This window comes from Streptomyces sp. NPDC007901, assembly GCF_042959465.1.
Taxonomy (GTDB): Bacteria; Actinomycetota; Actinomycetes; order Streptomycetales; family Streptomycetaceae; genus Streptomyces.
Genome location: NZ_JBIBKW010000019.1, coordinates 43,737 through 65,111 on the forward strand (window position 1 = coordinate 43,737; position 21,375 = coordinate 65,111).

The 21,375-nt window shown below is 70.5% G+C and carries 19 protein-coding genes; 13 read left to right on the forward strand and 6 right to left on the reverse strand.

What is annotated here, in order from left to right; translation table 11 throughout:
- Positions 1 to 45: 45 nt before the first annotated feature.
- From ACFZDK_RS41870 to ACFZDK_RS41890, 5 genes are all read left to right on the forward strand, one after another.
- On the forward strand, positions 46 to 1,545 hold the full coding sequence (locus ACFZDK_RS41870) for a family 43 glycosylhydrolase (protein ID WP_390980772.1): 1,500 nt from the start codon (positions 46 to 48) through the stop codon (positions 1,543 to 1,545).
- Between the two features lie 158 nt (positions 1,546 to 1,703).
- Positions 1,704 to 2,999, forward strand: coding sequence for an extracellular solute-binding protein (locus ACFZDK_RS41875; protein WP_390980774.1), 1,296 nt, complete (start codon positions 1,704 to 1,706; stop codon positions 2,997 to 2,999).
- Between the two features lie 8 nt (positions 3,000 to 3,007).
- A complete protein-coding gene (locus tag ACFZDK_RS41880; protein WP_390980776.1) occupies positions 3,008 to 4,003 on the forward strand; it encodes an ABC transporter permease subunit in 996 nt (331 codons plus the stop codon).
- Complete coding sequence (locus tag ACFZDK_RS41885; RefSeq protein ID WP_390980778.1) at positions 4,000 to 4,836, forward strand: ABC transporter permease subunit; 837 nt, start codon at positions 4,000 to 4,002, stop codon at positions 4,834 to 4,836. The genes ACFZDK_RS41880 and ACFZDK_RS41885 overlap by 4 nt, the downstream gene beginning before the upstream one ends.
- A gap of 29 nt (positions 4,837 to 4,865) precedes the next feature.
- Positions 4,866 to 5,930, forward strand: coding sequence for an endo-1,4-beta-xylanase (locus tag ACFZDK_RS41890; protein WP_390980780.1), 1,065 nt, complete (start codon positions 4,866 to 4,868; stop codon positions 5,928 to 5,930).
- Between the two features lie 107 nt (positions 5,931 to 6,037).
- On the opposite strand, the gene ACFZDK_RS41895 is transcribed toward ACFZDK_RS41890, so the two are convergent.
- Complete coding sequence (locus ACFZDK_RS41895; protein WP_355714643.1) at positions 6,038 to 6,244, reverse strand: DUF5999 family protein; 207 nt, start codon at positions 6,242 to 6,244, stop codon at positions 6,038 to 6,040.
- Between the two features lie 398 nt (positions 6,245 to 6,642).
- On the reverse strand, positions 6,643 to 7,227 hold the full coding sequence (locus ACFZDK_RS41900; protein ID WP_390980782.1) for a hypothetical protein: 585 nt from the start codon (positions 7,225 to 7,227) through the stop codon (positions 6,643 to 6,645).
- A gap of 556 nt (positions 7,228 to 7,783) precedes the next feature.
- Between ACFZDK_RS41900 and ACFZDK_RS41905 the strand changes: the two genes are divergently transcribed.
- Entirely contained in the window at positions 7,784 to 9,304 is a 1,521-nt protein-coding gene (locus tag ACFZDK_RS41905; RefSeq protein WP_390980784.1) for a glutamate--cysteine ligase, read from the forward strand.
- A gap of 127 nt (positions 9,305 to 9,431) precedes the next feature.
- Here the strand turns inward: ACFZDK_RS41905 and ACFZDK_RS41910 are convergent, their stop codons facing one another.
- Positions 9,432 to 11,192, reverse strand: a complete 1,761-nt coding sequence (locus ACFZDK_RS41910; RefSeq protein WP_390980786.1) for a substrate-binding domain-containing protein — start codon at positions 11,190 to 11,192, stop codon at positions 9,432 to 9,434.
- 120 nt (positions 11,193 to 11,312) lie between these two features.
- On the opposite strand from ACFZDK_RS41910, the gene ACFZDK_RS41915 reads away from it, so the two are divergent.
- Positions 11,313 to 12,113: a type II CAAX prenyl endopeptidase Rce1 family protein gene (locus ACFZDK_RS41915; RefSeq protein WP_390980788.1), complete on the forward strand. Its 801-nt coding sequence runs from the start codon at positions 11,313 to 11,315 to the stop codon at positions 12,111 to 12,113.
- Here the strand turns inward: ACFZDK_RS41915 and ACFZDK_RS41920 are convergent.
- On the reverse strand, positions 12,103 to 12,915 hold the full coding sequence (locus ACFZDK_RS41920) for a PhzF family phenazine biosynthesis protein (RefSeq protein ID WP_390980790.1): 813 nt from the start codon (positions 12,913 to 12,915) through the stop codon (positions 12,103 to 12,105). The genes ACFZDK_RS41915 and ACFZDK_RS41920 overlap by 11 nt on opposite strands.
- 144 nt (positions 12,916 to 13,059) lie before the next feature.
- On the opposite strand from ACFZDK_RS41920, the gene ACFZDK_RS41925 reads away from it, so the two are divergent.
- Complete coding sequence (locus ACFZDK_RS41925) at positions 13,060 to 13,962, forward strand: phosphotransferase (RefSeq protein ID WP_390980792.1); 903 nt, start codon at positions 13,060 to 13,062, stop codon at positions 13,960 to 13,962.
- Between the two features lie 302 nt (positions 13,963 to 14,264).
- Here ACFZDK_RS41925 and argG read toward each other — a convergent pair whose 3' ends face one another.
- The gene (gene argG, locus ACFZDK_RS41930) at positions 14,265 to 15,713 is read right to left on the reverse strand and encodes an argininosuccinate synthase (RefSeq protein WP_390980794.1); all 1,449 of its coding nucleotides are present in this window, start codon (positions 15,711 to 15,713) and stop codon (positions 14,265 to 14,267) included.
- Positions 15,714 to 15,720: 7 nt separating this feature from the next.
- Positions 15,721 to 16,137: an FAD-dependent monooxygenase gene (locus ACFZDK_RS41935; RefSeq protein ID WP_390980796.1), complete on the reverse strand. Its 417-nt coding sequence runs from the start codon at positions 16,135 to 16,137 to the stop codon at positions 15,721 to 15,723.
- A gap of 41 nt (positions 16,138 to 16,178) precedes the next feature.
- Between ACFZDK_RS41935 and ACFZDK_RS41940 the strand changes: the two genes are divergently transcribed.
- The 5 genes from ACFZDK_RS41940 (at position 16,179) to ACFZDK_RS41960 (ending at position 20,813) form a co-directional block, all read left to right on the forward strand.
- Positions 16,179 to 16,343, forward strand: coding sequence for a hypothetical protein (locus ACFZDK_RS41940; RefSeq protein WP_390980798.1), 165 nt, complete (start codon positions 16,179 to 16,181; stop codon positions 16,341 to 16,343).
- A complete protein-coding gene (locus ACFZDK_RS41945) occupies positions 16,340 to 16,849 on the forward strand; it encodes an HAD domain-containing protein (RefSeq protein ID WP_390980800.1) in 510 nt (169 codons plus the stop codon). The genes ACFZDK_RS41940 and ACFZDK_RS41945 overlap by 4 nt, the downstream gene beginning before the upstream one ends.
- A 150-nt stretch (positions 16,850 to 16,999) precedes the next feature.
- Positions 17,000 to 17,716, forward strand: a complete 717-nt coding sequence (locus tag ACFZDK_RS41950; protein WP_390980802.1) for a TnsA-like heteromeric transposase endonuclease subunit — start codon at positions 17,000 to 17,002, stop codon at positions 17,714 to 17,716.
- Positions 17,713 to 19,797 (forward strand): Mu transposase C-terminal domain-containing protein, encoded by a 2,085-nt coding sequence (locus ACFZDK_RS41955; protein WP_390980804.1) that lies wholly within the window; start codon positions 17,713 to 17,715, stop codon positions 19,795 to 19,797. Before ACFZDK_RS41950 ends, ACFZDK_RS41955 begins: the two co-directional genes overlap by 4 nt.
- A complete protein-coding gene (locus ACFZDK_RS41960; protein WP_390980806.1) occupies positions 19,794 to 20,813 on the forward strand; it encodes a TniB family NTP-binding protein in 1,020 nt (339 codons plus the stop codon). Before ACFZDK_RS41955 ends, ACFZDK_RS41960 begins: the two co-directional genes overlap by 4 nt.
- Positions 20,814 to 21,375: the final 562 nt, after the last annotated feature.

The following is a 21,375-nucleotide window of genomic DNA, read 5'->3' on the forward strand; positions in this document are numbered from 1 at the left end:
CGGCGGCCTGCGTCGGCGAGTTCCTTCGGGGAGGGGCACACGCGCATGCGGACGTACGACAACCCGGTCATTCCCGGATTCCACCCCGACCCGAGCGTCTGCCGGGTGGGGGACGACTACTACCTGGTGTGCTCCAGCTTCGAATACGTCCCGGGCGTTCCGCTCTTCCACAGCCGTGACCTGGTGCACTGGCGGCAGCTCGGCAACGTCCTCGACCGGCCGCTGCCCGGGGACACACCGGCCTCGGGCGGGGTGTACGCCCCGACGATCCGGTACCACGACGGGCTCTTCCACGTCGTCACCACCGAGGTCGGCGGTGGCGGCAACCTGCTCGTCACCGCCGAGCGGCCCGAGGGGCCGTGGTCCGACCCGGTATGGATCGACCTGCCCGGCATCGACCCCGACCTGGCCTGGGACGAGAACGGCGACTGCTGGTGCGCCGTGGCGGGGGTCGCCGTCGCCCGGATCGACACCCGGAGCGGGAAGGTGCTGGAAGGGCCGCTGCCGATGTGGTCCGGGACCGGGCTGCGGGATCCGGAGGCACCGCATCTCTACCGGATCGGGGACTGGTGGTACCTGCTGGTCGCCGAGGGCGGCACCGCGCTCGGGCACGGGGTGTCCGTGGCCAGGGCCCGCTCCCCGCGCGGGCCCTGGGAACCGGGCCCCGGCAATCCGCTGCTCTCCCACCGGGGCACCTGGGAGCCGGTCCAGTGCACCGGGCACGCCGACCTCGTCCAGGCGGCCGACGGCAGCTGGTGGGCCGTACTGCTCGGCACCCGGCCGCGCGGCTGGTTCCCGGAGTTCCACGTCCTCGGCCGCGAGACCTTCCTGGTGCCGGTGGATTGGGTGGACGGCTGGCCGCGCACCGGATCGGTGCGGGACCGCCATCCGGCGCCGGCCGCCTGGCACCCGGTCGAACCGCCACCCGTCCGCGACGACTTCACCGCCCCCGTCCTCGCGCCGTACTGGATCTCCCCGCGCAGCCGGCCGGACGGCTCCTGGTCGCTGGCCGACCGGCCCGGATGGCTGACGCTCACGGCCACCGGGGACAGCCTCGACCGGCCCGGGCACACCTTCGTCGGCCGCCGCCAGCAGCACCCCGACTGCCGTGCAGCCGCGCTGCTCGACCCGGGCAAAGGACGCGCCGGCCTGTCGGTGCGCATCGACGAGGCCCACCACTACGACCTGGAGGTGAGCGGCGGAGTGGCGAGCGTGATCGCCCGGATCGGGCCGCTGCGGCAGCGCCTCGCCGCACACCCCGTGCCCCCGGGGCCGGTCACCCTCGTCGTCGAGATCCGTACGACCCCGGTGCCGCCGCCCACCGCCACCGCGCCCGGCGAGACGGTGCCGGGACTGCGCGCCGCCGGCCCCGATGCCGTGACCCTTTCGATCGAAACGCCCGAAAGTGTCGTCCGACTGGTCGAACTCGACGGCCGTTATCTCTCCACCCAGGTGGCCGGCGGCTTCACCGGCCGGGTCATCGGCATGTACGTCACCGAACACCGCGCCGCCTTCGACTGGTTCGACTACACGCCCATCAGCTGATGCGCGACACCTTGACGCTCCTGATCCGCCTTTCTAGAGTCGCCGTTCGGAACGTTCGATGAAAACACCGAATGTTTCGAACGCGCAGCAGACTCGGTTGATCCAACGGCGTGAAACCAGGACGGCGTCGGTCGTCCCGTAACCCCAAGGAGCGCATCATGGGCGACCCGGCACTGTCCCGTCGCGGGTTCCTGGCGGCCACCGCGGCCGCCGGTCTGGGCATGACCGCCCTCAGCGGCTGTGGCTCGGGTGACGGCGGGTCCTCGTCGTCGGGGAAGGTCACGGTCGAGTGGTGGAACATCTCCACCACCCAGCCGACCAAGAACGTCTGGGCGGGCCTGGCCAGGAAGTTCGAGGCTCAGAACCCGCACGTGAAGCTGAAGATCGTGCAGTTGGAGAACGACGCCTACAAATCCAAGATGACGGCGCTCATAGCCTCCGGCAAACTCCCGGACATCTTCCACACCTGGGGCGGCGGGGTCCTCAAGCAGCAGGTCGACGCCGGCCTCGTCGAGGACCTCACCCCCGGCACCAAGCCCTGGGCGGACGGGATGCTGTCGGTCGCCAAGCAGCCGTACCTCATCGACCAGAAGCTGTACGGCATTCCGTTCGACATCGGCATGATCGGCTTCTGGTACAACAAGGCACACTTCAAGAAGGCGGGGATCAGCGAACCTCCCACCACGTGGAGCGGATTCCTCGACGCCGTGCGGAAGCTCAAGGCCGCCGGCATCACCCCGCTCGCCCTCGCGGGCAAGGAGAGCTGGACAGGTATGTACTACTGGGCGTACCTGGCGATGCGCACGGCCGGTCTCGACGCCCTCCAGAAGGCAGACGAGGACAAGGACTTCACCGGCACCGGGTTCGTCCAGGCCGGACAGCACCTGAAGGACCTCGTCGATCTCCAGCCGTTCCAGAAGGGCTTCCTCGGTGCGGCCTACTCCGCGCCCACCGGCCAAGCGGCCGCCGTCGGCAACGGCAAGGCGGCCATGGAGCTGATGGGCCAGTGGGCCCCGGTGGTGGAGGCGGACGCGGGCAAGGGCCTCGGCTCGGACCTCGGCTTCTTCCCGTTCCCGGCGGTCGACGGCGGCAAGGGCGCCATCACCGAGGTCTTCGGCGGTGGCGGCGGGCATGCCCTGCGCAAGGGTGCTCCGAAGGAAGCCGTCGACTTCCTGAAGTTCTTCGCCTCCGAGACCACCGACCTGGTGCTCGTCGAGAAGACCAAGACTCTCCCGGTGGTCCCCGGCGCGGAGAAGGCGCTGAGCGACCCCAACACCAAGGCCGTACAGGCGCAGTTGAAGGGCGCCACCGGATTCCAGCTCTACCTCGACCAGGCGTATGCGCCCGCCGTCGGCCAGCAGATCAACGACAGCGTGGCCGGGCTGATCGCCGGCTCCAAGTCGCCGGAACAGGTCACCCAGGCGATCACCAAGACCGCGAAGGAAGAGCAGTAGGCCGCCCGATGACCTCGACCTACCTGCCCGGCACCCGGCCGGGCCCGGACACCGCGCCGCGGCCGGGCCCGGCCGCGGGCCGCGCGCGCTCCCGGCGCCGGCTGCTGCACTGGCTCACCGCGATGGGCTTCCAGCTGCCCGCCCTGGCCCTGTTCGGCGTCCTCGTCCTGCTGCCGATCCTGTTCGCGCTGTACGCCTCGTTCTTCCGCTGGGGCGGCTTCGGCATGCCCTCCGACTACACCGGCACCGACAACTTCACCCGGCTCTTCCAGGACGACGTCTTCCTCGGCGACCTGTGGCGCTGCCTGGTCCTGGTCGTGCTGTCGCTGGCGCTGCAACTGCCGTTCGCGCTCGCCATGGCGGTCCTCCTCAACCAGCGGATCCGCGGCCGGGCCGTCTACCGCATGCTGTTCTTCGCGCCGTACGTGCTCTCCGAGGCGATCACCGGTGTGCTGTTCGGCATGATCTTCGCGCCCGGCGACGGGCTCGCCGACCACCTGCTGAGCGACATCGGCCTGGGCGCGCTCGGCGGCAAGTGGTTCTCCGACCCCTCCACCGTCATGGCCACCCTCTTCCTGGTCATGACCTGGAAGTACTTCGGCTTCCACATGATGCTCTACCTGGCCGGACTCCAGTCCATCCCGGCCGAGTTGACGGAGGCGGCGACGGTCGACGGCGCGGGCGCCTGGCAGCGCTTCCGCCATGTCACCCTGCCGCTGCTCGCGCCCACCCTGCGGATCAGCGTCTTCCTGTCGGTGATCGGCTCCATCCAGCTCTTCGACCTGGTGTGGGTGGTCACCGCGGGCGGCCCCGACCACCACTCCGAGACCATGGCCGTGACCATGTTCCAGTACGGCTTCAAGCGCTACCAGGTCGGCTACGCCAGCGCCATCAGCGTGGCCATGTTCGCCGTCAGCCTCGTCTTCGCCCTCGCCTACCAGCGGTTCGTGCTCCGCCGCGACCTGGCCGGCGCCACCACCACCATGAGGGGAGACGGCGCATGAGCAGCAGCCGCAGGACGACCGTACGGAACCTTCCGCTGCACGTGATCCTCGTCGTGGTCGGCGCGGTCATGGTCGTACCCCTGCTCTACGCCCTGCTGTCCGGGTTCAAGACGACGGACGAGCTGTCCGGCAACCCGGTCGGGCTGCCCAGGTCCTGGGTGACCGCCAACTACACCGGCATCCTCGGCTCCGGCACGTTCTGGCGGCTGGTCGGCAACAGCACCCTCATCGCGGTGGCCACCACCGTGCTGGTGGTCGCGGTGTCGGCACTCGCCGCCTTCTCCTTCGCGCGGTTCGCCTTCCGTGGGCGTGAGGTGCTGTTCACGGTGTTCACGATGGGGCTGATGTTCCCCTTCGCGGTGGCCGCGCTGCCCCTCTTCCTGCTGCTGCGGTCGATGCACCTGCTGGACAACCCGCTGGGCGTGATCCTCCCGCAGGCCGCGTTCGGGCTGCCGATGACCATCATCATCCTGCGCGGTTTCTTCCGCGAGATCCCCGGGGAGCTGGAGGAGGCGGCCACGCTGGACGGCTGCGGGCCGTTCGGCTTCTTCTGGCGGATCCTGCTCCCGATGGCCCGGCCCGCGCTCGGCACGGTCTCCGTGCTCGCGGTCGTCACCAGCTGGAACAACTTCTTCCTGCCGCTGCTGGTGTTCACCGACTCCACCTGGTGGACCATCCCGATCGGCGTGCAGCAGTTCCAGGGCCAGTACTCCACCGACACCGCCCGGGTCTTCGCCTATCTGGTCCTTGCCATGGTTCCCGCCCTGGCCTTCTACACGGTCGCCGAACGTCAGCTGGTCGGCGGCCTCACCGCAGGCGCCACCAAGGGCTGAACACCCCTTCCACGAACAGGAGTCGCACGATGTCCCGCACACGTCTCAGACTCGCCGGAGCCCTCGCGGCCGTACTCGTGGCGGCCTCGGTCGCCGCCGGACCGGCCGCCCAGGCCCACGACCGGCAGCACCACGGTGGTGCCACCCTCGCCGAACTGGCCGAGCGCCACGGCCGCTACTTCGGCAGCGCCACCGACAACCCCGAACTCACCGACACCGCCTACACCGCGCTGCTCGGCGGCGAGTTCGACATGATCACGCCCGGCAACGGCATGAAGTGGTACGCCACCGAACCCCAACAGGGCGTCTTCGACTGGACCAACGGCGACCAGATCGTCGACCTCGCCCGCGCGAACCACCAGCAGGTCCGCGCCCACACCCTGGTCTGGCACAGCCAGCTGCCGGGCTGGCTCACCTCCCGGGACTGGACGGCCGGCGAACTGCGGGCGGTCCTGAAGAAGCACATCCAGACCGAGGTAAGGCACTACCGGGGCAAGGTCTACTCCTGGGACGTCGTCAACGAGGCGTTCAACGAGGACGGCAGCTACCGCGAGACCCTCTGGTACAAGACGCTCGGCCCCGGCTACATCGCCGATGCGCTGCGCTGGGCCCACCAGGCCGACCCGCACGCCAGGCTCTACCTCAACGACTACAACATCGAGTCGGTCGGAGCGAAGAGCGACGCCTACTACGCCCTCGCGAAGGAACTGAAGGCCGCGGGCGTCCCGCTGGACGGCATCGGCTTCCAGGCCCACCTCGCCCTCCAGTACGGCTATCCGGCCACCCTGGAGGAGAACCTCCGGCGCTTCTCCCGACTCGGCCTGGACACCGCGCTCACCGAGGTGGACGTCCGCATGCAGCTGCCGGCCACGGACGAGAAGCTGGCCGAGCAGGCGACCTGGTACGCCGACCTGACCAGGGCGTGCCTCGCGGTGCGCCGGTGCGTGGGCATCACGGTCTGGGACTACACGGACAAGTACTCGTGGATCCCGGCGTTCTTCCCCGGCGAGGGCGCGGCCCTGCCCTGGGACGAGCAGCTCGCTCCCAAACCGGCCTACTTCGCGCTGCGCGCAGCACTCGGCTACAGGGGGTGATCACCCCCGGACACACGTCGGGGCCGGTGCGCACCATGGGTGTGCGTCCGGCCCCTGCTGGTCACCGGGCGGAGCGGCGGGGCCGCCCGGGTACTGCGGGTGTTCGCTCAGGCGGCGGTCATCACGCTGCCGGCACCGACCGGGCGGTGCGGAGCGATGATCTGGCCGTCGGGCAGAAGCTCACCGGTGTCCTCGAAGAGGAGAACGCCGTTGCACAGCAGGCTCCATCCCTGCTCCGGGTGGTGCGCCATGAGGCGGGCGGACTCCCGGTCGGCGGATGAGGCTGTCGGACACGGCGGCTGGTGCTGGCACATGGGTGGGGTCTCTCGCTCGGTCGTGGTCATGTCGTCCCCCGTGATGATGAGTCGGTCGGAAACCAGTCTTGCCCTCCGGGCGTAGTTCCGCAGGGATTTCGCTGCACCGCTTCTCACAGGTTGGAGACGCGTCACCCGCGCGGACGGTTCATCCCGACCGGGTTGCCAATTCGGATGGTTTTCCATGGCCGGATAGGGCTAGTCCGCACGGCGGGAAACGGCAAAAGGGCTCTTAAGAGCGGTAAATTGCTCGTACGAGCGGACTCCGGTGCCCCGGGCAATGACTCACTTCCCGGGCGATGACTTTCTGCCCCGGACAATGACTCACGCAAACACGAACGCACCCCGTCACTCGTTCCCGGGTGACGGGGTGCGTTCGGTGACGGCCTCGGGCAGCCTCAGGCGGGCGTGATGAGCAAGGGGGCCGGGGTGACCCGGTGGGTGAGCACCGGAAGCAGGTCCTCCACCCGGTGCGGCCGGTGTGCGGCGATGCCGGGCGGGGCCGGTGCCAGCGGGATGAGGAGATCGGTGGCCGCCGGGTGCCCCTCGGCGCCGTCCGCGGTGCGGTCGCCGTGCAGCCACAGGGTGAGCATGTACAGGCCCGGCAGGGACAACAGGCGCGGCTGGTAGGGCTGTTGCAGGGCCTCGGCCTGGTGCAGGGCCCGCTCGGTGGAGGTGATGTAGGGCCCCTCGAAGAAGTGCGAGAAGGCCCAGCCGTCCGGGGTGAGCATCGTGTCGGCCGCGGCCACCACCCGTTCGCCGCAGCGGATCAGGAAACGCCAGCCGGCCAGTCGGGTGGCGGACATGCCCTCCGGGGTGATCCGGTCCAGTACGTGCACGGGCAACGGGAGTTCGGGGATCGCGGGTCCCTGGGCGGCGCGCAGGGAGGGGGTCCGGGCCTCACGGACCGCGGTGGGGGAACCGAGGGCGGTGAGGACGGAACGCAGTGCGGGCGCGGGGGCAGGAGGGACGTGCAGGGGCATGGTGGGTCGCCTCTCGTTCGACAGGCGCGGTGGCGCGAGGGCAGGGGCGGACGGCGCTGTCAGCTCACGGGGGGTCAGAGAGGCGGGGGCCCGGTCAGGTGAAGAGAGGTGCGGGCGTTGCCTGCCGCACGTCACTCAGACGGCAGGAACCAGGACCGTGGGCGCCAGCCTTCTGCCTTGTTCGCGGAGTTTATACGACGCCTGTTCAGCCGGTGTTTCACCGGGCCGCTTCACAGAACGGAACAAGGCGCAATTCAGCCGTCGATTCGCGGGGAATCCTCCCGGTTTCCCGCCTGCCGGAACCCCGCTGACCTCGGGATTCGAACCTGTCGGGGTCGGCCGAATGTCGTCGGCGTTTTTCACGAGGGGAACGGGGAACCCGAAGATGCGGCTGCTCCATGCCCCGTGAATGTGCCGCGGGACACATTCCAACAGAGTAGCGGGTGCCCGTCCCGCGCGCGACGTTATCGATCGCCGCGACGGGGCATCATCCCCGGTGGACCCGGGACACCGGCGGCCGGAACCTCGGTCCGCCCATTCGAGGAGGGACACTTCGATGGGGGAGAAGGTCGTGGCGGGCCGGTTCGACCTGTCCGATCCCCGGCGCTACCGCGAAAAGCTCCGCAGTTGTCTTGCGGGACTGGAGCGGTTGCTGGTGGAGAAGCGGTTCGACCGTCCCAAGAACCTCATGGGCGTCGAGATCGAATTGAATCTCGCCGGTGTCGACGGTATGCCGAGAATGTTGAACGGACAGGTTCTGGAACGTATCGCGAGCCGCGATTTCCAAACAGAACTCGCCATGTTCAATCTGGAAGTCAACATAGCTCCCCACCGGCTCGGCGGCCGGGTTTTCGACCGGCTCGACGAGGAACTGCGGACCTCGCTGGCGTACGCCGACCGCAAGGCGCGCGAGGTGGACGCCGGAATCGTGATGATCGGGATACTGCCCACCCTCGAGCGGGACGACCTGGTCTCCGCGAACCTCTCCGAGGTGGACCGCTACACCCTGCTCAACGACCAGATCGTGGCCGCCCGCGGGGAGGACTTCCAGCTGGACATCGAGGGCGTCGAGCACCTCGTGTGCACCTCCAAGTCGATCGTCCCCGAAGCCGCCTGCACCTCGGTGCAACTGCACCTCCAGGTCACCCCGGCCCGCTTCGCCGACGTGTGGAACGCGGCGCAGGCGGCGGTCGCCGCGCAGATCGCCGTCGGCGCGAACTCCCCGTTCCTCTTCGGCCGCGAACTGTGGCGGGAGTCCCGCCCCCCGCTGTTCCTCCAGGCCACCGACACCCGCCCGCCGGAACTCCAGGCCCAGGGGGTACGGCCGCGCACCTGGTTCGGCGAGCGCTGGATCAGTTCGGCGTACGAACTCTTCGAGGAGAACCTGCGCTTCTTCCCGGCGCTGCTGCCGATCTGCGACGAGGAGGACCCGCTGGCCGTCCTCGACGCGGGCGGGGTGCCGAAGCTGGCCGAACTCGTCCTGCACAACGGCACGGTGTACCGCTGGAACCGCCCGGTGTACGGCATCGCCGACGGCGTCCCCCATCTCCGCGTCGAGAACCGCGTCCTCCCCGCCGGACCGACCATCACCGATGTCATCGCGAACGCGGCGTTCTACTACGGCCTCGTCCGCGCGCTCGCCGAGGAGTCACGACCGGTGTGGACCCGGCTGCCGTTCGCCGTCGCCGAGGCCAACTTCGACGCGGCGTGCCGCGACGGCATCGACGCGCGCCTGGTCTGGCCGCGGCGGGCGCGGTACGGCGGCGGCACGGCGGAGGTGGACGCGGTCACTCTGGTCCGCGACGAGTTGCTGCCGCTGGCGGAGGCGGGGCTGGACGCGTGGGGCGTGGAGCCGGCCGACCGCGATTTCTATCTGGGCGTGATCGACGAGCGCTGCCGGCGGAGGGTCAACGGGGCGTCCTGGCAGGCGGCGACGTTCCACCGGGCGCTGGAGCAGGGGTTGTCGCGGGAGGCGGCGCTGGCCGCGATGACGCGGCGCTATGCGGAGCTGATGGCGGCGGGGGAGCCGGTGCATACGTGGCCGGTGGGGTTGTTGGAGCCGGTGTTGACGGGGTGAGTGCTGACGGGGTGCGTGGGGCGGTGTGTCGGGTGCGGCGGAGTGGGGGCTGGTCGCGCAGTTCCTCCCCCAGCCTTCGGCCGGGGGTACCCCCAGCGCCCCTTGGGGGCGCTGTCCAGTCGGGGCGTTATTCAGTCGCGCCCGCTGCCACGATCGCCTGGAGGATGACCGTGTGGATCTGGGACGGGTCGTCGACCTGGTGGCCGGAGCCGCCGGTGGCCTCGGCGATCTGTTGGGCCTCTTCCCTGGAGGCGTCAGGGCCGACGGCGATGACGATGAGGGGGACCGGTTTCTCCGGGTCGGCGAGTCGGCGGAGGTTCGCGATCAGAGCGGTGCGGGAGATGCTGCCGGGGTCCTGGTTCTCGCCGTCCGTGAGGATGACCAGGGCGTTGAACTTGCCCTTGGCGTAGGTGGACGTCGCTTCCTTGTAGGCGGCGAGTGTCGTGTCGTAGAGGCCCGTCGCGCCGTCGGGGACCGGCTGGAGGTTGCTGAACGCGGAGGAGAGGAGGTCGCGTTGGGTGCCGTTGGCCTTGCGGTCGCCGAGGCGTTCCGTGGGGACCAGGACGCGGTAGTCCTTGTCGCCGTCCAGTTTGGTGGAGAACTCCCAGAGGCCGATCTCGTCCTCCGGGGTGAAGGTCGCGAGCGCCTGGAGGAGGGACGCCTTGGTGACGTCCATGCGGGAGCGGCCCCCGGAGACCGGCTCGGACATCGACCCCGACGCGTCGACCACCGTGGTGATCCGGGCACTCTGCACGGTGATCGTCCAGGTACCGAGCGCGTCCCGGACGGCCGTGTCCGAGGCCGGTTCCACGGCCGGCTCGGCGTACGGCTGCGGGCTGCTGCCCCCGGCCGCCTCGACCAGCGTGTCCGACGCGGTCTCCTCGTCCGTGCGGAAACCGGCCTTGGCGAGCAGCTTCCGCTGCGCCGGCTGCTGCACGTACGTCATGAACCGCAGCGCGGCCCGGCTCTCGTCGGTGCTCAACTCCGGCTCGTCGACGAGGGCGTAGGGGTAGTCGAGGGCCGGTGAGCCGTCCTTCGGGTAGAAGAGGTCGAGGCGGCGGTCGGAGCCGGCCGTCGCGTTGTACGCGTACGCCGCCTGTTCCGTGAGGACCAGCGCCTGGTTGCGCTTGGGGTTGCCCTGTTCCGTGCCGGAGGAGTCGCGCGGCAGGGTGTCGACGACCTGGGCGTCCGTGTCGGAGACGCGCTGCGAGAGCGTCTTCATCATCGCGGCGGCCTGGGTGGACCCGCCCTTCACCTTCGCCGCGGCCGTACCGAGCTGGGTGAGCGCGAGCAGCCCGGCCGCACTGCGCGCCGGATCCGCCGCGCCCAGCTTCAGCGAGTCGCCCTGCATCGCGGCCCCGACCAGCTCCAGCCAGCTGTACGTCTTGTCGGGCCACCCCAGCGACTTGGCGGCGGCCGGCACCATCGCGACGGCGACCGGTGTCTCGGCCACCTGGCCCACCGAGGTCACCTGGGCCGCCGAACCGTCCGCCGCGACCCGGTCCAGCCACAGCGACGAGTCCGGCACCCACACCTGCGCGTCCGGCTTCCGGCCCGCCTGGAGGGTGTCGGTGACCTTGTACGACTCCTGCGCGCTGACCGTGACCGCGATGCACCGCCCGTCGGAGGTGACGTCCTCGGCCCGCGCCTGCTTCGCCGCTGCCGTCAGCGTGGGCGCCAGGTCGGGGGAGGCGACGACGGTCACCCGTACCGGGTCCTCCTGGCAGGAGGCGCCGAAGGAGAGCAGACCGCTCTGCACGGCCGCCGCCGTGCCTCCCGCGACGACCAGGACGAGGACGGTCGTGACGGCCACCGTGCGGCGGCGGGCACGGGGACGGGGGTCGGCCGCGCCCGCCCCATGATGATCGGGCAAGCTGTGACGTCCCATGACGGTGGTGCCCCTCCCTGTCCCCCCGACAGCCCGGCGCGCACGGTTTTCGTAACTGCTTTCGAGACACTAGCGGCGCGAAGATGGGCATGGGGCGGGATTGTCCAACTGGAGGCAGGAGTGCAGGTGGAGGCGGATCAGGTGGCCGGTGCATATCCACTGGAGCGGCCCTCGCAACGTATGTTCAGGGACGAGACGCTGCTCGTTCTGGGGCTTTCGCTCGGTGCGAGCGGAGTGTCCGCCCTGATCAGCTTTGTCGGATCGGTCACCAAACCGGGCGGCCTGAAGGACCAGGCGGCGACGCTCAACGCGTCGGCCGCGCCCGGCCGCCCCTGGCTGGATCTCGCCTGGCAGCTGTTCGGTATCGCGTCCGCGCTCGTCCCCGTACTGCTGGTCGCGCACCTCCTCCTCCGCGAGGGCGCGAGCCTGCGCACGCTCGGCTTCGACCGCACCCGCCCGTGGCCCGACCTCGGGCGCGGAGCGGGGGTCGCGGCGGTGATCGGCAGCACCGGGATCGCCTTCTACCTGGCCGCACGCGGCCTCGGCTTCAACCTCACGGTGGTGCCGGAGGCGCTGCCCGACGTGTGGTGGAAGTACCCCGTGCTGATCCTCTCCGCGATGCAGAACGCGATCCTCGAAGAGGTCGTCGTCGTCGGCTATCTGCTGCGCCGGCTCGACCAGTTGGGGTGGACCGCGGGGACGGCGCTGGTGGCCAGTTCCGTACTGCGCGGGTCGTACCACCTGTACCAGGGGATCGGCGGCTTCGTCGGCAACATGGTGATGGGCGTCGTCTTCGTCTACCTGTACCGGCGGTGGGGGCGGGTCGGTCCCCTGGTGGTGGCGCATTCCCTCCTCGACATCGGCGCGTTCGTCGGCTACGCGCTGCTCGCCGGCAAGGTGGGCTGGCTGCCTACGGCGTGAGCAGTTCCCCGTCGATCACGGTGACCGCGCGCCCGCTCAGCAGGGTGCGGTCGCCGCGCAGCGAGGTGCGGACCAGTCCGCCGCGGCGGGAGGCCTGGAGCCCCGTCAGGTCGTCGCTGCCGAGCCGTCCGGACCAGTGCGGGGCGAGGGCGGTGTGGGCGCTCCCCGTCACCGGGTCCTCGTCGATGCCGACGTTGGGGAAGAAGCAGCGGGAGACGTAGTCGTAGCCCTTGGCCGGGTCCTGGGCGCGGGCGGTGGCGATGATCCCGCGCGTGGAGTAGGTGCCGAGGGCCCGGTGGTCGGGGGAGAGGCCGAGCACGGTCTTCTCGTCGGCGAGTTCGAGGAGCAGGTCGCCGACGTTCGGCCCGGTGTCGAAGCCGGCGACGGGCTCGGCACCGAGCGCCTCGGCGACCCCGTCGGGCACGTCGACGCGGGTGAGCGGGGCGGTCGGGAAGTCCAGGGTGAGCACCCCGTCCGCGCCCGGCGAGGCGATCAGCACCCCGCTCCGCGTGGCGAACCGCACGGGCCCTTTGCGTGCCCCCGTCGTACTCAGCACATGGGCGGTGGCGAGGGTGGCGTGCCCGCACATCGCGACCTCCGCGACCGGGGTGAACCACCGCAACGCCCAGTCGGCGTCCCCGCCCGCGGGCAGGGGGTGCGCGAACGCGGTCTCGGCGTGGTTCACCTCCATGGCCACGTTCTGCATCCAGTCGTCCTCGGGAAAGGCGTCGAGCAGCACGACGCCGGCCGGGTTCCCGGAGAAGGCGCGCTCGGCGAAGGCATCGACGATTCGAATCCGCATACCCGAGACGCTAGGCCCCCCACTCGCCCCCCGGCCCGGTCCAATCCCGGAGTCCTGGCCCGATTTCCACCCTCTGGGCTCAGGGGGGGGCGGCCCGGAAAGGCGTTTGACGCCCGTCGCCCTCCGCTGCTCGGATCAACCCCCATGACCACAGGACAGATGCACCCCGACATGCATCCCGTCGACGACGATCTCGTACGACGGCTGATCGCCGCCCAGTTCCCCCGGTGGGCCGGGCTGACGGTGGCGCGGTGCCCGTCCGGCGGCACGGTCAACGCCATGTTCCGGCTCGGCGACGACATGGTCGTCAGGCTGCCGCTGGTGCGAAGCGGGGCGCCGGACGTGTCCAGGGAACAGGAGTGGCTGCCACGCCTCGCCCCCCACCTGCCCGTGCGCATCCCCGAGGTGCTCGGCGCCGGGAAGCCGGGCGAGGGGTATCCGTGGCCGTGGTCGGTGTACCGCTGGTTGCCGGGACGGCCCGCCGAAGCGGGCGCGCTGACCCGGCCGGTAGCGCTGGCCGAGGACCTGGCCGCGTTCGTGACCGCGATGCGGAGCGTCACCCTGCCGGCGGCGCCGCCCGCCTACCGGGGCGGCCCGGTCGCCTCCCTCGACGCGGCGACCCGAGCGGCGATCGACCAACTCCGCGCGCTCCCCGCCGAAAACGTCGACTGCGACGCCGCCACCGCCGTATGGGAGCAGGCCCTACGGGCCCCGGCCTCGCAAGAACCCCCCGTCTGGCTGCACGCCGACCTCATGCCGGGCAACGTCCTCCTCGACGCCGACGGCAGACTGGCCGCAGTCATCGACTTCGGCTGCGCGGGCACCGGCGACCCGGCCTGCGACCTGTTCCCGGCCTGGAACCTCCTCCCGCCGCCCGCCAGAAAAGTCTTCCGCGAAACATTGTCCATAGACGACCCGACCTGGACCCGAGCCCAAGGCCGCACCCTCTCCCAGGCCCTCATCGCCCTCCCCTACTACCGCACCACCAACCCCTCCATGGCCCACAACGCCCGCCACGTCATCACCGCACTACTGACCACTTCCTGACCGCGACCACACCCCTCCGAGACGGCGCGGCACGGGGCATGGGACCGTGGGTGGCGACGGCGCGCCCCTCCGGGGGCGCGGGGAACAGCGCGAAGTCTCACGACGGCGCGGCACGGGGCATGGGACCGTGGGTGACGACGGCGCGCCCCTCCGGGGGCGCGGGGAACTGCGCGAAACCGCACCACGGCGCCGCACCGGCCATCCGACCGTCCGCCCCCCCCGGCGCTCCTGCCCAACCAGCCACCCGGGCAACGAAAAGGGCCGACCCGGTATCGAGTCGGCCCCTTACGGCAGCTGCCCGCTCAGTCCGTGCCCAGCTCCATCGCGGCCCGGTCCAGCAGCTCGTCGGCGTCCGGCGCCGCCTCCCCGCGGGACGCGATCGCCTCGGCGCCGCCCTCCGGCATGGTGCCGATCAGACCGGTCGCCGCCGCCTGCGCCGCACCGATCGCCGGGTTGGCGGAGCCGATCAGGCCCAGCCCGGCGTACTGCTCCAGCTTCGCGCGGGAGTCGGCGATGTCCAGGTTCCGCATGGTGAGCTGGCCGATCCGGTCCACCGGACCGAACGCCGCGTCCTCGGTCCGCTCCATCGACAGCTTGTCGGGGTGGTAGCTGAATGCGGGACCCGTGGTGTCGAGGATCGAGTAGTCCTCGCCGCGCCGGAGGCGGAGCGTCACCTCGCCGGTGACCGCCGCGCCGACCCACCGCTGCAGCGACTCCCGGATCATCAGTGCCTGCGGGTCCAGCCACCGGCCCTCGTACATGAGCCGACCGAGCCGCCGGCCCTCGTTGTGGTACTGCGCGACCGTGTCCTCGTTGTGGATCGCGTTGACCAGCCGCTCATACGCCGCGTGCAGCAGCGCCATGCCCGGCGCCTCGTAGATGCCCCGGCTCTTCGCCTCGATGATCCGGTTCTCGATCTGGTCCGACATGCCGAGCCCGTGCCGGCCGCCGATCGCGTTGGCCTCCATGACCAGCTCGACGGCGGTCTCGAACTCCTTGCCGTTGATGGTGACGGGGCGGCCCTGGTCGAAGCCGATCGTCACGTCCTCGGGCAGGATCTCGACCTCGGGGTCCCAGAACCGCACGCCCATGATCGGCTCGACGGTCTCGATGCCGTTGTCCAGGTGCTCCAGGGTCTTCGCCTCGTGCGTGGCGCCCCAGATGTTGGCGTCGGTGGAGTACGCCTTCTCGGTGCTGTCCCGGTAGGGCAGCCCGTGGGCCACCAGCCACTCGGACATCTCCTTGCGGCCGCCGAGCTCGGTCACGAAGTCCGCGTCCAGCCAGGGCTTGTAGATCCGCAGGTGCGGGTTGGCGAGCAGGCCGTAGCGGTAGAACCGCTCGATGTCGTTGCCCTTGAAGGTCGACCCGTCGCCCCAGATCTGGACGTCGTCCTCCAGCATCGCCCGGACCAGGAGGGTGCCGGTGACGGCACGGCCCAGCGGGGTGGTGTTGAAGTACGCCCGCCCGCCCGAGCGGATGTGGAACGCACCGCAGGTGAGCGCGGCGAGGCCCTCCTCGACCAGCGCGGCCCGGCAGTCGACCAGGCGCGCGATCTCGGCACCGTAGGTGTGCGCGCGGCCGGGCACCGAGGCGATGTCGGGCTCGTCGTACTGGCCGATGTCGGCGGTGTAGGTGCACGGGACGGCGCCCTTGTCGCGCATCCACGCGACCGCGACCGAGGTGTCGAGCCCGCCGGAGAAGGCGATGCCGACGCGCTCGCCGGCGGGAAGGGAGGTGAGGACCTTGGACATAGGAAGATTATGCATGAGACCGCATGGTCATGCAACGTCCCTGTTGGAACCGCCCCGGTCCGGCGCAGGCGGCCGGCGCGGTGGTGATCATCCAGTGGCTGAAGGCCGCGTACCGCTCTGCGAACTCCTCCCCGTCGGCGGCCCGCTCGACGGCGTCCGCGTGCGCCCGGACCTCCTCGAGGCGGGCGGCGCGCGCGGCCTCGTACCGCGCGAGCGCCTTCGCGGTGTCCGGCTCGTCCGTCAGGGACGCGCGCAGGACGCCCACGTCCTCGATGCCGAGGGTGCCGCCCGCCGGGATGTGCGGGGGCAGCCCGTGCGCCGCGTCCCCGATCAGCGCGACCCGCTCGCTGGTCCAGCGTGCCGGCGGGGGGACGTACATGATCTGGTTCTCCAGGATGGCCTCCTCGGTGGTCTCGGCGATCATCCGCGGCAGGTCGTCGTGTCAGCCCGCCTCGGCCAGGTTCCGTGCCCGCCGCAACGCGCGGTCCCGGTTTGTGCCGGTGCGACACCCCGGCCGTCCCCGCCGTCCTGGCCTGGCAGGCCCGCCACGACCGCGACGCCGCGCACCGCTGGCTGCGCACGCCGATCGCGGACACCCTGACCGCGATCGGCAATAGGGTGCGCCCGTGACCGATCGCGCGGAGCGCCCACTGCTGTTCCTGGACGTCGACGGCACGCTGCTGCCCTGTGCGGGAGCGCGGCTTCCGACGACCCCGCAGGGGTGGGCGGACTGGCAGCCGGCGTCCAATCCCCAGCTGGCGCGCATCGACCGCGGGCACGGTCCCCGTCTGCTCGCGCTGCCCTGCGTGCTGATGTGGGCCACCGCGTGGATGACGGACGCCAACACGGTGATAGCTCCGCGGCTCGGCCTGCCGGTGCTGCCGGTGGCGGATCTGCCCCCGGCGCCGGAGGAGTATCCGGCCGACACGCTCAACTGGAAGACCCAGGCCCTCGTCCGGGCGGCCGCGGGCCGCCCGTTCGTCTGGGTCGACGACTCGATCACCGACCTGGACCGGGCGTGGGTCTCGGCGCACCACCGGGGCGGCCGGGTTCTCCTGCACCGCGTCGACCCCATGACCGGCCTCACGGCCGCGGACCTCACGGTCGTCGGCGACTGGTTGCGGGCCGCACGCTAGCCGCCTCTCCGGTGACCTGTGACAGCGAAGTTGGGCCATTTGCCACCAAAGTCGGGCCAACGCTAGTTTGTGGCAGCGAAGTTGGGCCTGTGGGGAAATCGTCAGGCGGGGGACACGGTGGAGTTACCTGTCCGTGCAGTCGATCAGGCTGTGCTCACGGGCTTTGAGCTGGACTTCTCTGTCGACGGGGTGCGTAGGCGTCGGCTGCTGCAGACGAGCTGGGATGTCCGGTTCGAGGCGGTGGAGCCCGTCCGTGAGTTCACCTGGCACAAGTACTGCCGGGGCTTCGCGGGCTGGTACTACTCGGTGACCGTACGGGATCACGTCGGCTACGAGTCGTGGCTGGAGCGGGACCGGTTGGTCCTGCTGGACCGGGACCCGCAGGTCACAGTCATCGCCTCGCAGCCGTTCTGGCTGCACTGGCACGACGGTGTCCGCAAGCGTCGGCACGCTCCCGACTACTTTGTCCGGCTGGCTGACGGGCGGGCCCGCGTGGTCGACGTCCGTGCCGAGGACGACATGGACGAGGAGACGCGGGAGTCCTTTACCGCGACTGAGCGCGCTTGCGAGGCGGTGGGCTGGGAGTTCGCCTGGGTCGGGCGGCCCGATCCGGTGTTCATGGCGAACATCCGCTGGCTAGCCCGCTACCGGCGGACGCGCTGCGGTCGGCCCGCGGTGGTGGCCGACCGGTTGTTGGACGTCTTCCGCGAACCGAAGGGGTTGTGGGAGGGCGCCGGTCTGGTCGGGGACCGGTTGCGGGTCCTGCCGGTGCTGTTCCACCTGCTGTGGTCCGGCGCATTGGGAACGGACCTGGTGGGCGGCTTGATGGAGACCGACAGCCTGGTCTGGACGGAGGGAGGCAAGTGAGCGGGTTGAGGAGACCGCCGGCCCTGGCGGTCGGCCACAGGATCCGGTTCGAGGGTCAGGTGAGGGGGGTTCTCGAGGTCACTGCCCAGGTGGTGACGCTGGAGGACGCGGAGGCTCCGCACCGGGTGGTCGCCTTGATCGACCTGTTCGAGGCGGCGGACTTCGAGGTCCTGTTCCAGCCCGGGCGGATGCCGTTGCCCCAGGTCGGGCTGCTGGAGGCGTTCCCGCCCGAGGTGGTGAAGCAGGCGCTGTGGTGGGAGAGGCAGATCCTTGAGGTTCTGCACGGGATCGCGCCTGACGCGGAGCCCGGCACGGAACCGCGGCCGGGTTACGGACCGGGCTCGTCGGTGACGTCGCGGCAGCGGGTGAAGGCGGCCGAACTGGCTGTCGCCGGGCACGATGTCGCGGCCAAGACGATCGGCAACCGGCGTCGCCGCTACCAGGAACAGGGCCTGGTCGGGCTGGCCGACCATCGCCCGGTCCGCAGGCGCGCGGAGTTCGGCTCGGTGCCCGAGGCCGTCGTCGAGGCGATGCGGAAAGCGATCAAGGAGGGCGTCGACACCTCGACCCGCAACGGGGCCTACCTGATCTGGCGGACCGGGGAGATCCTGCGGGAATCGGGCGGTGAACCGGTCGAACTGCCGGCCCGGCGGACCCTCTACCGGCTGCTGGCGAAGCTGACGAAGGGCACCCACACGACCGGCTCGGCCGTCACGCGCCGCTCGAAGGCCCACGGGGCGGCGGCCCCGTTCGGCGAGCTGACGGTGTCGGCTCCGGGCGAGGTCATGCAGATCGACTCCACCCCGCTGGATGTGATGGTCCGCCTCGACAACGGGGTCGTCGGCAAGGTCGAGCTCACCGGCATGATCGACGTCGCGTCCCGGACACTGTCGGCGGCGGTGCTGCGGCCGACGACGAAATCGGTGGACGCAAGCGTGCTGCTCGCCCGCACCGTCACCCCTGAGCTGATGCGGCCGGGCTGGGTCGAGGCGCTGAGGATGTCCCGGTCGGTTCTGCCACACCGCAGGCTCCTGACGTTGGACGAGCGGCTGGAGTACGCGGCGGCCAAGCCGGTCATCGTCCCGGAGATGATCGTCTGCGACCACGGCAAGGCATTCATCTCCCGTAACTTCCGGGCTTCCTGCCGGTTCTTGGAGATCGACTTCCAGCCCACCCACAAGGGCTCGCCCTTCCAGAAGGGCCACATTGAAAAAATGCTGGGCTCGGTGGCCACGATGTTCGCCCAGTTCCTGCCGGGCCACACCGGCCGCAACACGGACCAGCGCGGCAGGCACCCCGAGCAGGAGAACCTGTGGTCGCTGCCCGAGTTGCAGGACCTGCTGGACGAGTGGATCGTCGCGCACTGGCAGAACCGCCCGCACGAGGGCCTGCGTGACCCCGACCACCCGGGGCGGCTGTTTACCCCGAACCAGAAGTACGCGGCCCTGGTCGAGGCATGCGGCTACGTCCCGGTCGCGCTCAGCGGGCAGGACTACGTCGAGCTCCTGCCCGCGGCCTGGCGGGCCGTCAACTCCTACGGCATCCGGATCAACAACCGCACCTACGACAGCCCCGACCTCGGTCCGATGCGCCTGCGTGACTCCGGTGTCACCGCGAAGCGGGGGCTCTGGGAGGTCCACCGCGACCCCTACGACGTCTCCTACGTCTGGGTACGCAACCGCCGAGGCGAAGGCGAGTGGGTCCAGGCGACCTGGAAATACCTGAACCGGGCGCCGGTCCCCTTCGGAGACCTGGCCTGGGATCACGTCAGCCACCAACTGCCCGGAGCCACCGAGGAAGAGCTCGCCCAGGCCGTCGCCGACCTGCTGACCCGCGCCCACGCCGGCCCCGACCGGCCGGCCGCGAAGAAGAAGGACAGGAAGGTCGGGTCGGGCAAGGCGGTCAAGGCCGAGCGGCGGGTCGCCGCCCGGACGAAGGCCGCCCCGGCCACCGTCCCTTCCCCGACGCCCGAACCCCCGCAGCAACCTGAGGCCGAAGCACCCGCCGAGGACGACGATCTCGCCGAGGTGATCCCGCTCGGACTGTTCAACCCGCTCGAAGACCCCTGGGGACGCTCGTGACCACGCTGCCTGCCGACGATCCGGACGCGGACTTCGGACAGCAGCTGACCACCCTGCCCGGCTGGCGCGAGTTCGTCGGCGCGTCCCTCAGCGAACCCATGGCGGCGCTGACGAAGGCCGAGTACGACGCGTTGGAGGCGGAGAGCCAGGACGCCTACGACGACGACCGGCTCGACCACCATGCCCGCCTCCAGGTGGTCGCCACCTCTACGGTCCGCTCCACCGTCACCTGCGGGCGCCGACTGACCATCCTCAACCGCGGGGCGATCAGCGCTCGCCGCGGCCTGATGGTCTCTGGTCCGGCAAACACCGGCAAGACGATCGCCCTGACCCAGCTCGGCCTGGCCCACGAGCTGCAGGACCGCCGTCGGCACCCCGGACAGGATGACCGCATCCCGGTCATCTACATCACCGTCCCGCCGGCCGCGACACCCCGCATGATCGCCGCCGAGTTCGCCCGCTTCCTGGGCCTGCCGGTCCTGCGGCGTTCGAACATCACCGACCTCACCGAAGCCGTCGTCGGGGTCTGCACCAAGGCCCGGACCGGCGTGATTCTGGTCGACGAGATCCACAACATTTCGCTGATGACACGTCACGGAGCCGAAGCCTCGGACACGTTGAAGTACTTCTCCGAGCGCATCCCAGCGACCTTTGCCTACGCGGGCATCGACGTCGAGTCCGGCAGCCTGCTTTCCGGCACCCGAGGAGACCAGATCGCCGCCCGCTTCACCTCGATGGCCACCCACCCCTTCCCCTACAACACCGAGTGGAAGGCGCTGGTCGCTCAGATGGAGGCGAACCTCATGCTGCACGAGCACAAACGCGGCACCCTGACCCGCCTGGACCGCTTCATCCACACCCGCACCGGCGGCATGATCGGCACCCTCTCCCACCAGATCCGCGGAGCCGCCGTCGACGCCATCCTCGGCCGCACCGAGAAGATCAACAAGGCGGGCCTGCTGGCCGTCGACCTGGACATCGCGTCCCGCCGCAAGCGCCCGGACGCAGGCCGGTGATCCCGCCGGCCGGGGAAAGCCCCGTCGTCCGGCTGCCGTTCCAGGTCCGTCCGCAGAGCGGCGAAGGAGCCCGATTGTTCATCACCCGGCTCGCTCATGCGAACTGTCTTCCGCCCGCCTACCTGCGGAAATACCTCGCCGAGCCGCCCTCGCACCGCGGCACCCCGAGCTGGGACCGTATCGCCGCAGCTGCTGGGCGCGATCTGGTCGAACTGCGGCAGGTCCTGGAGACCATCGAGTGCGAGGAGTGCGGCGCCCCGATGCGGCCGATGGCGAGCTTCGGCGTCAAGCCTCGAACCTGCTCGAAGGCCTGCCGGCAGAAGAGATACCGCCGACGCATCCCAGCGGCGGACTGGAAGAAGGTCCCCTGCCGCGTCTGCGGGCAGATGATGAAGCGGCTCGGACAACGCCGCCACATGTGCTCCTCGCACTGTCGACGGGTCGCTTTCCAGTTCCGCCAGCGCGGTGAACCACTGCCGAGGCCGCCGAACTCCAAGGCCGACGCCGGGCCCGCCGACGAGGACGAACTCACAGGCCGCTGCCCGGTCTGCGAAAGACCGAT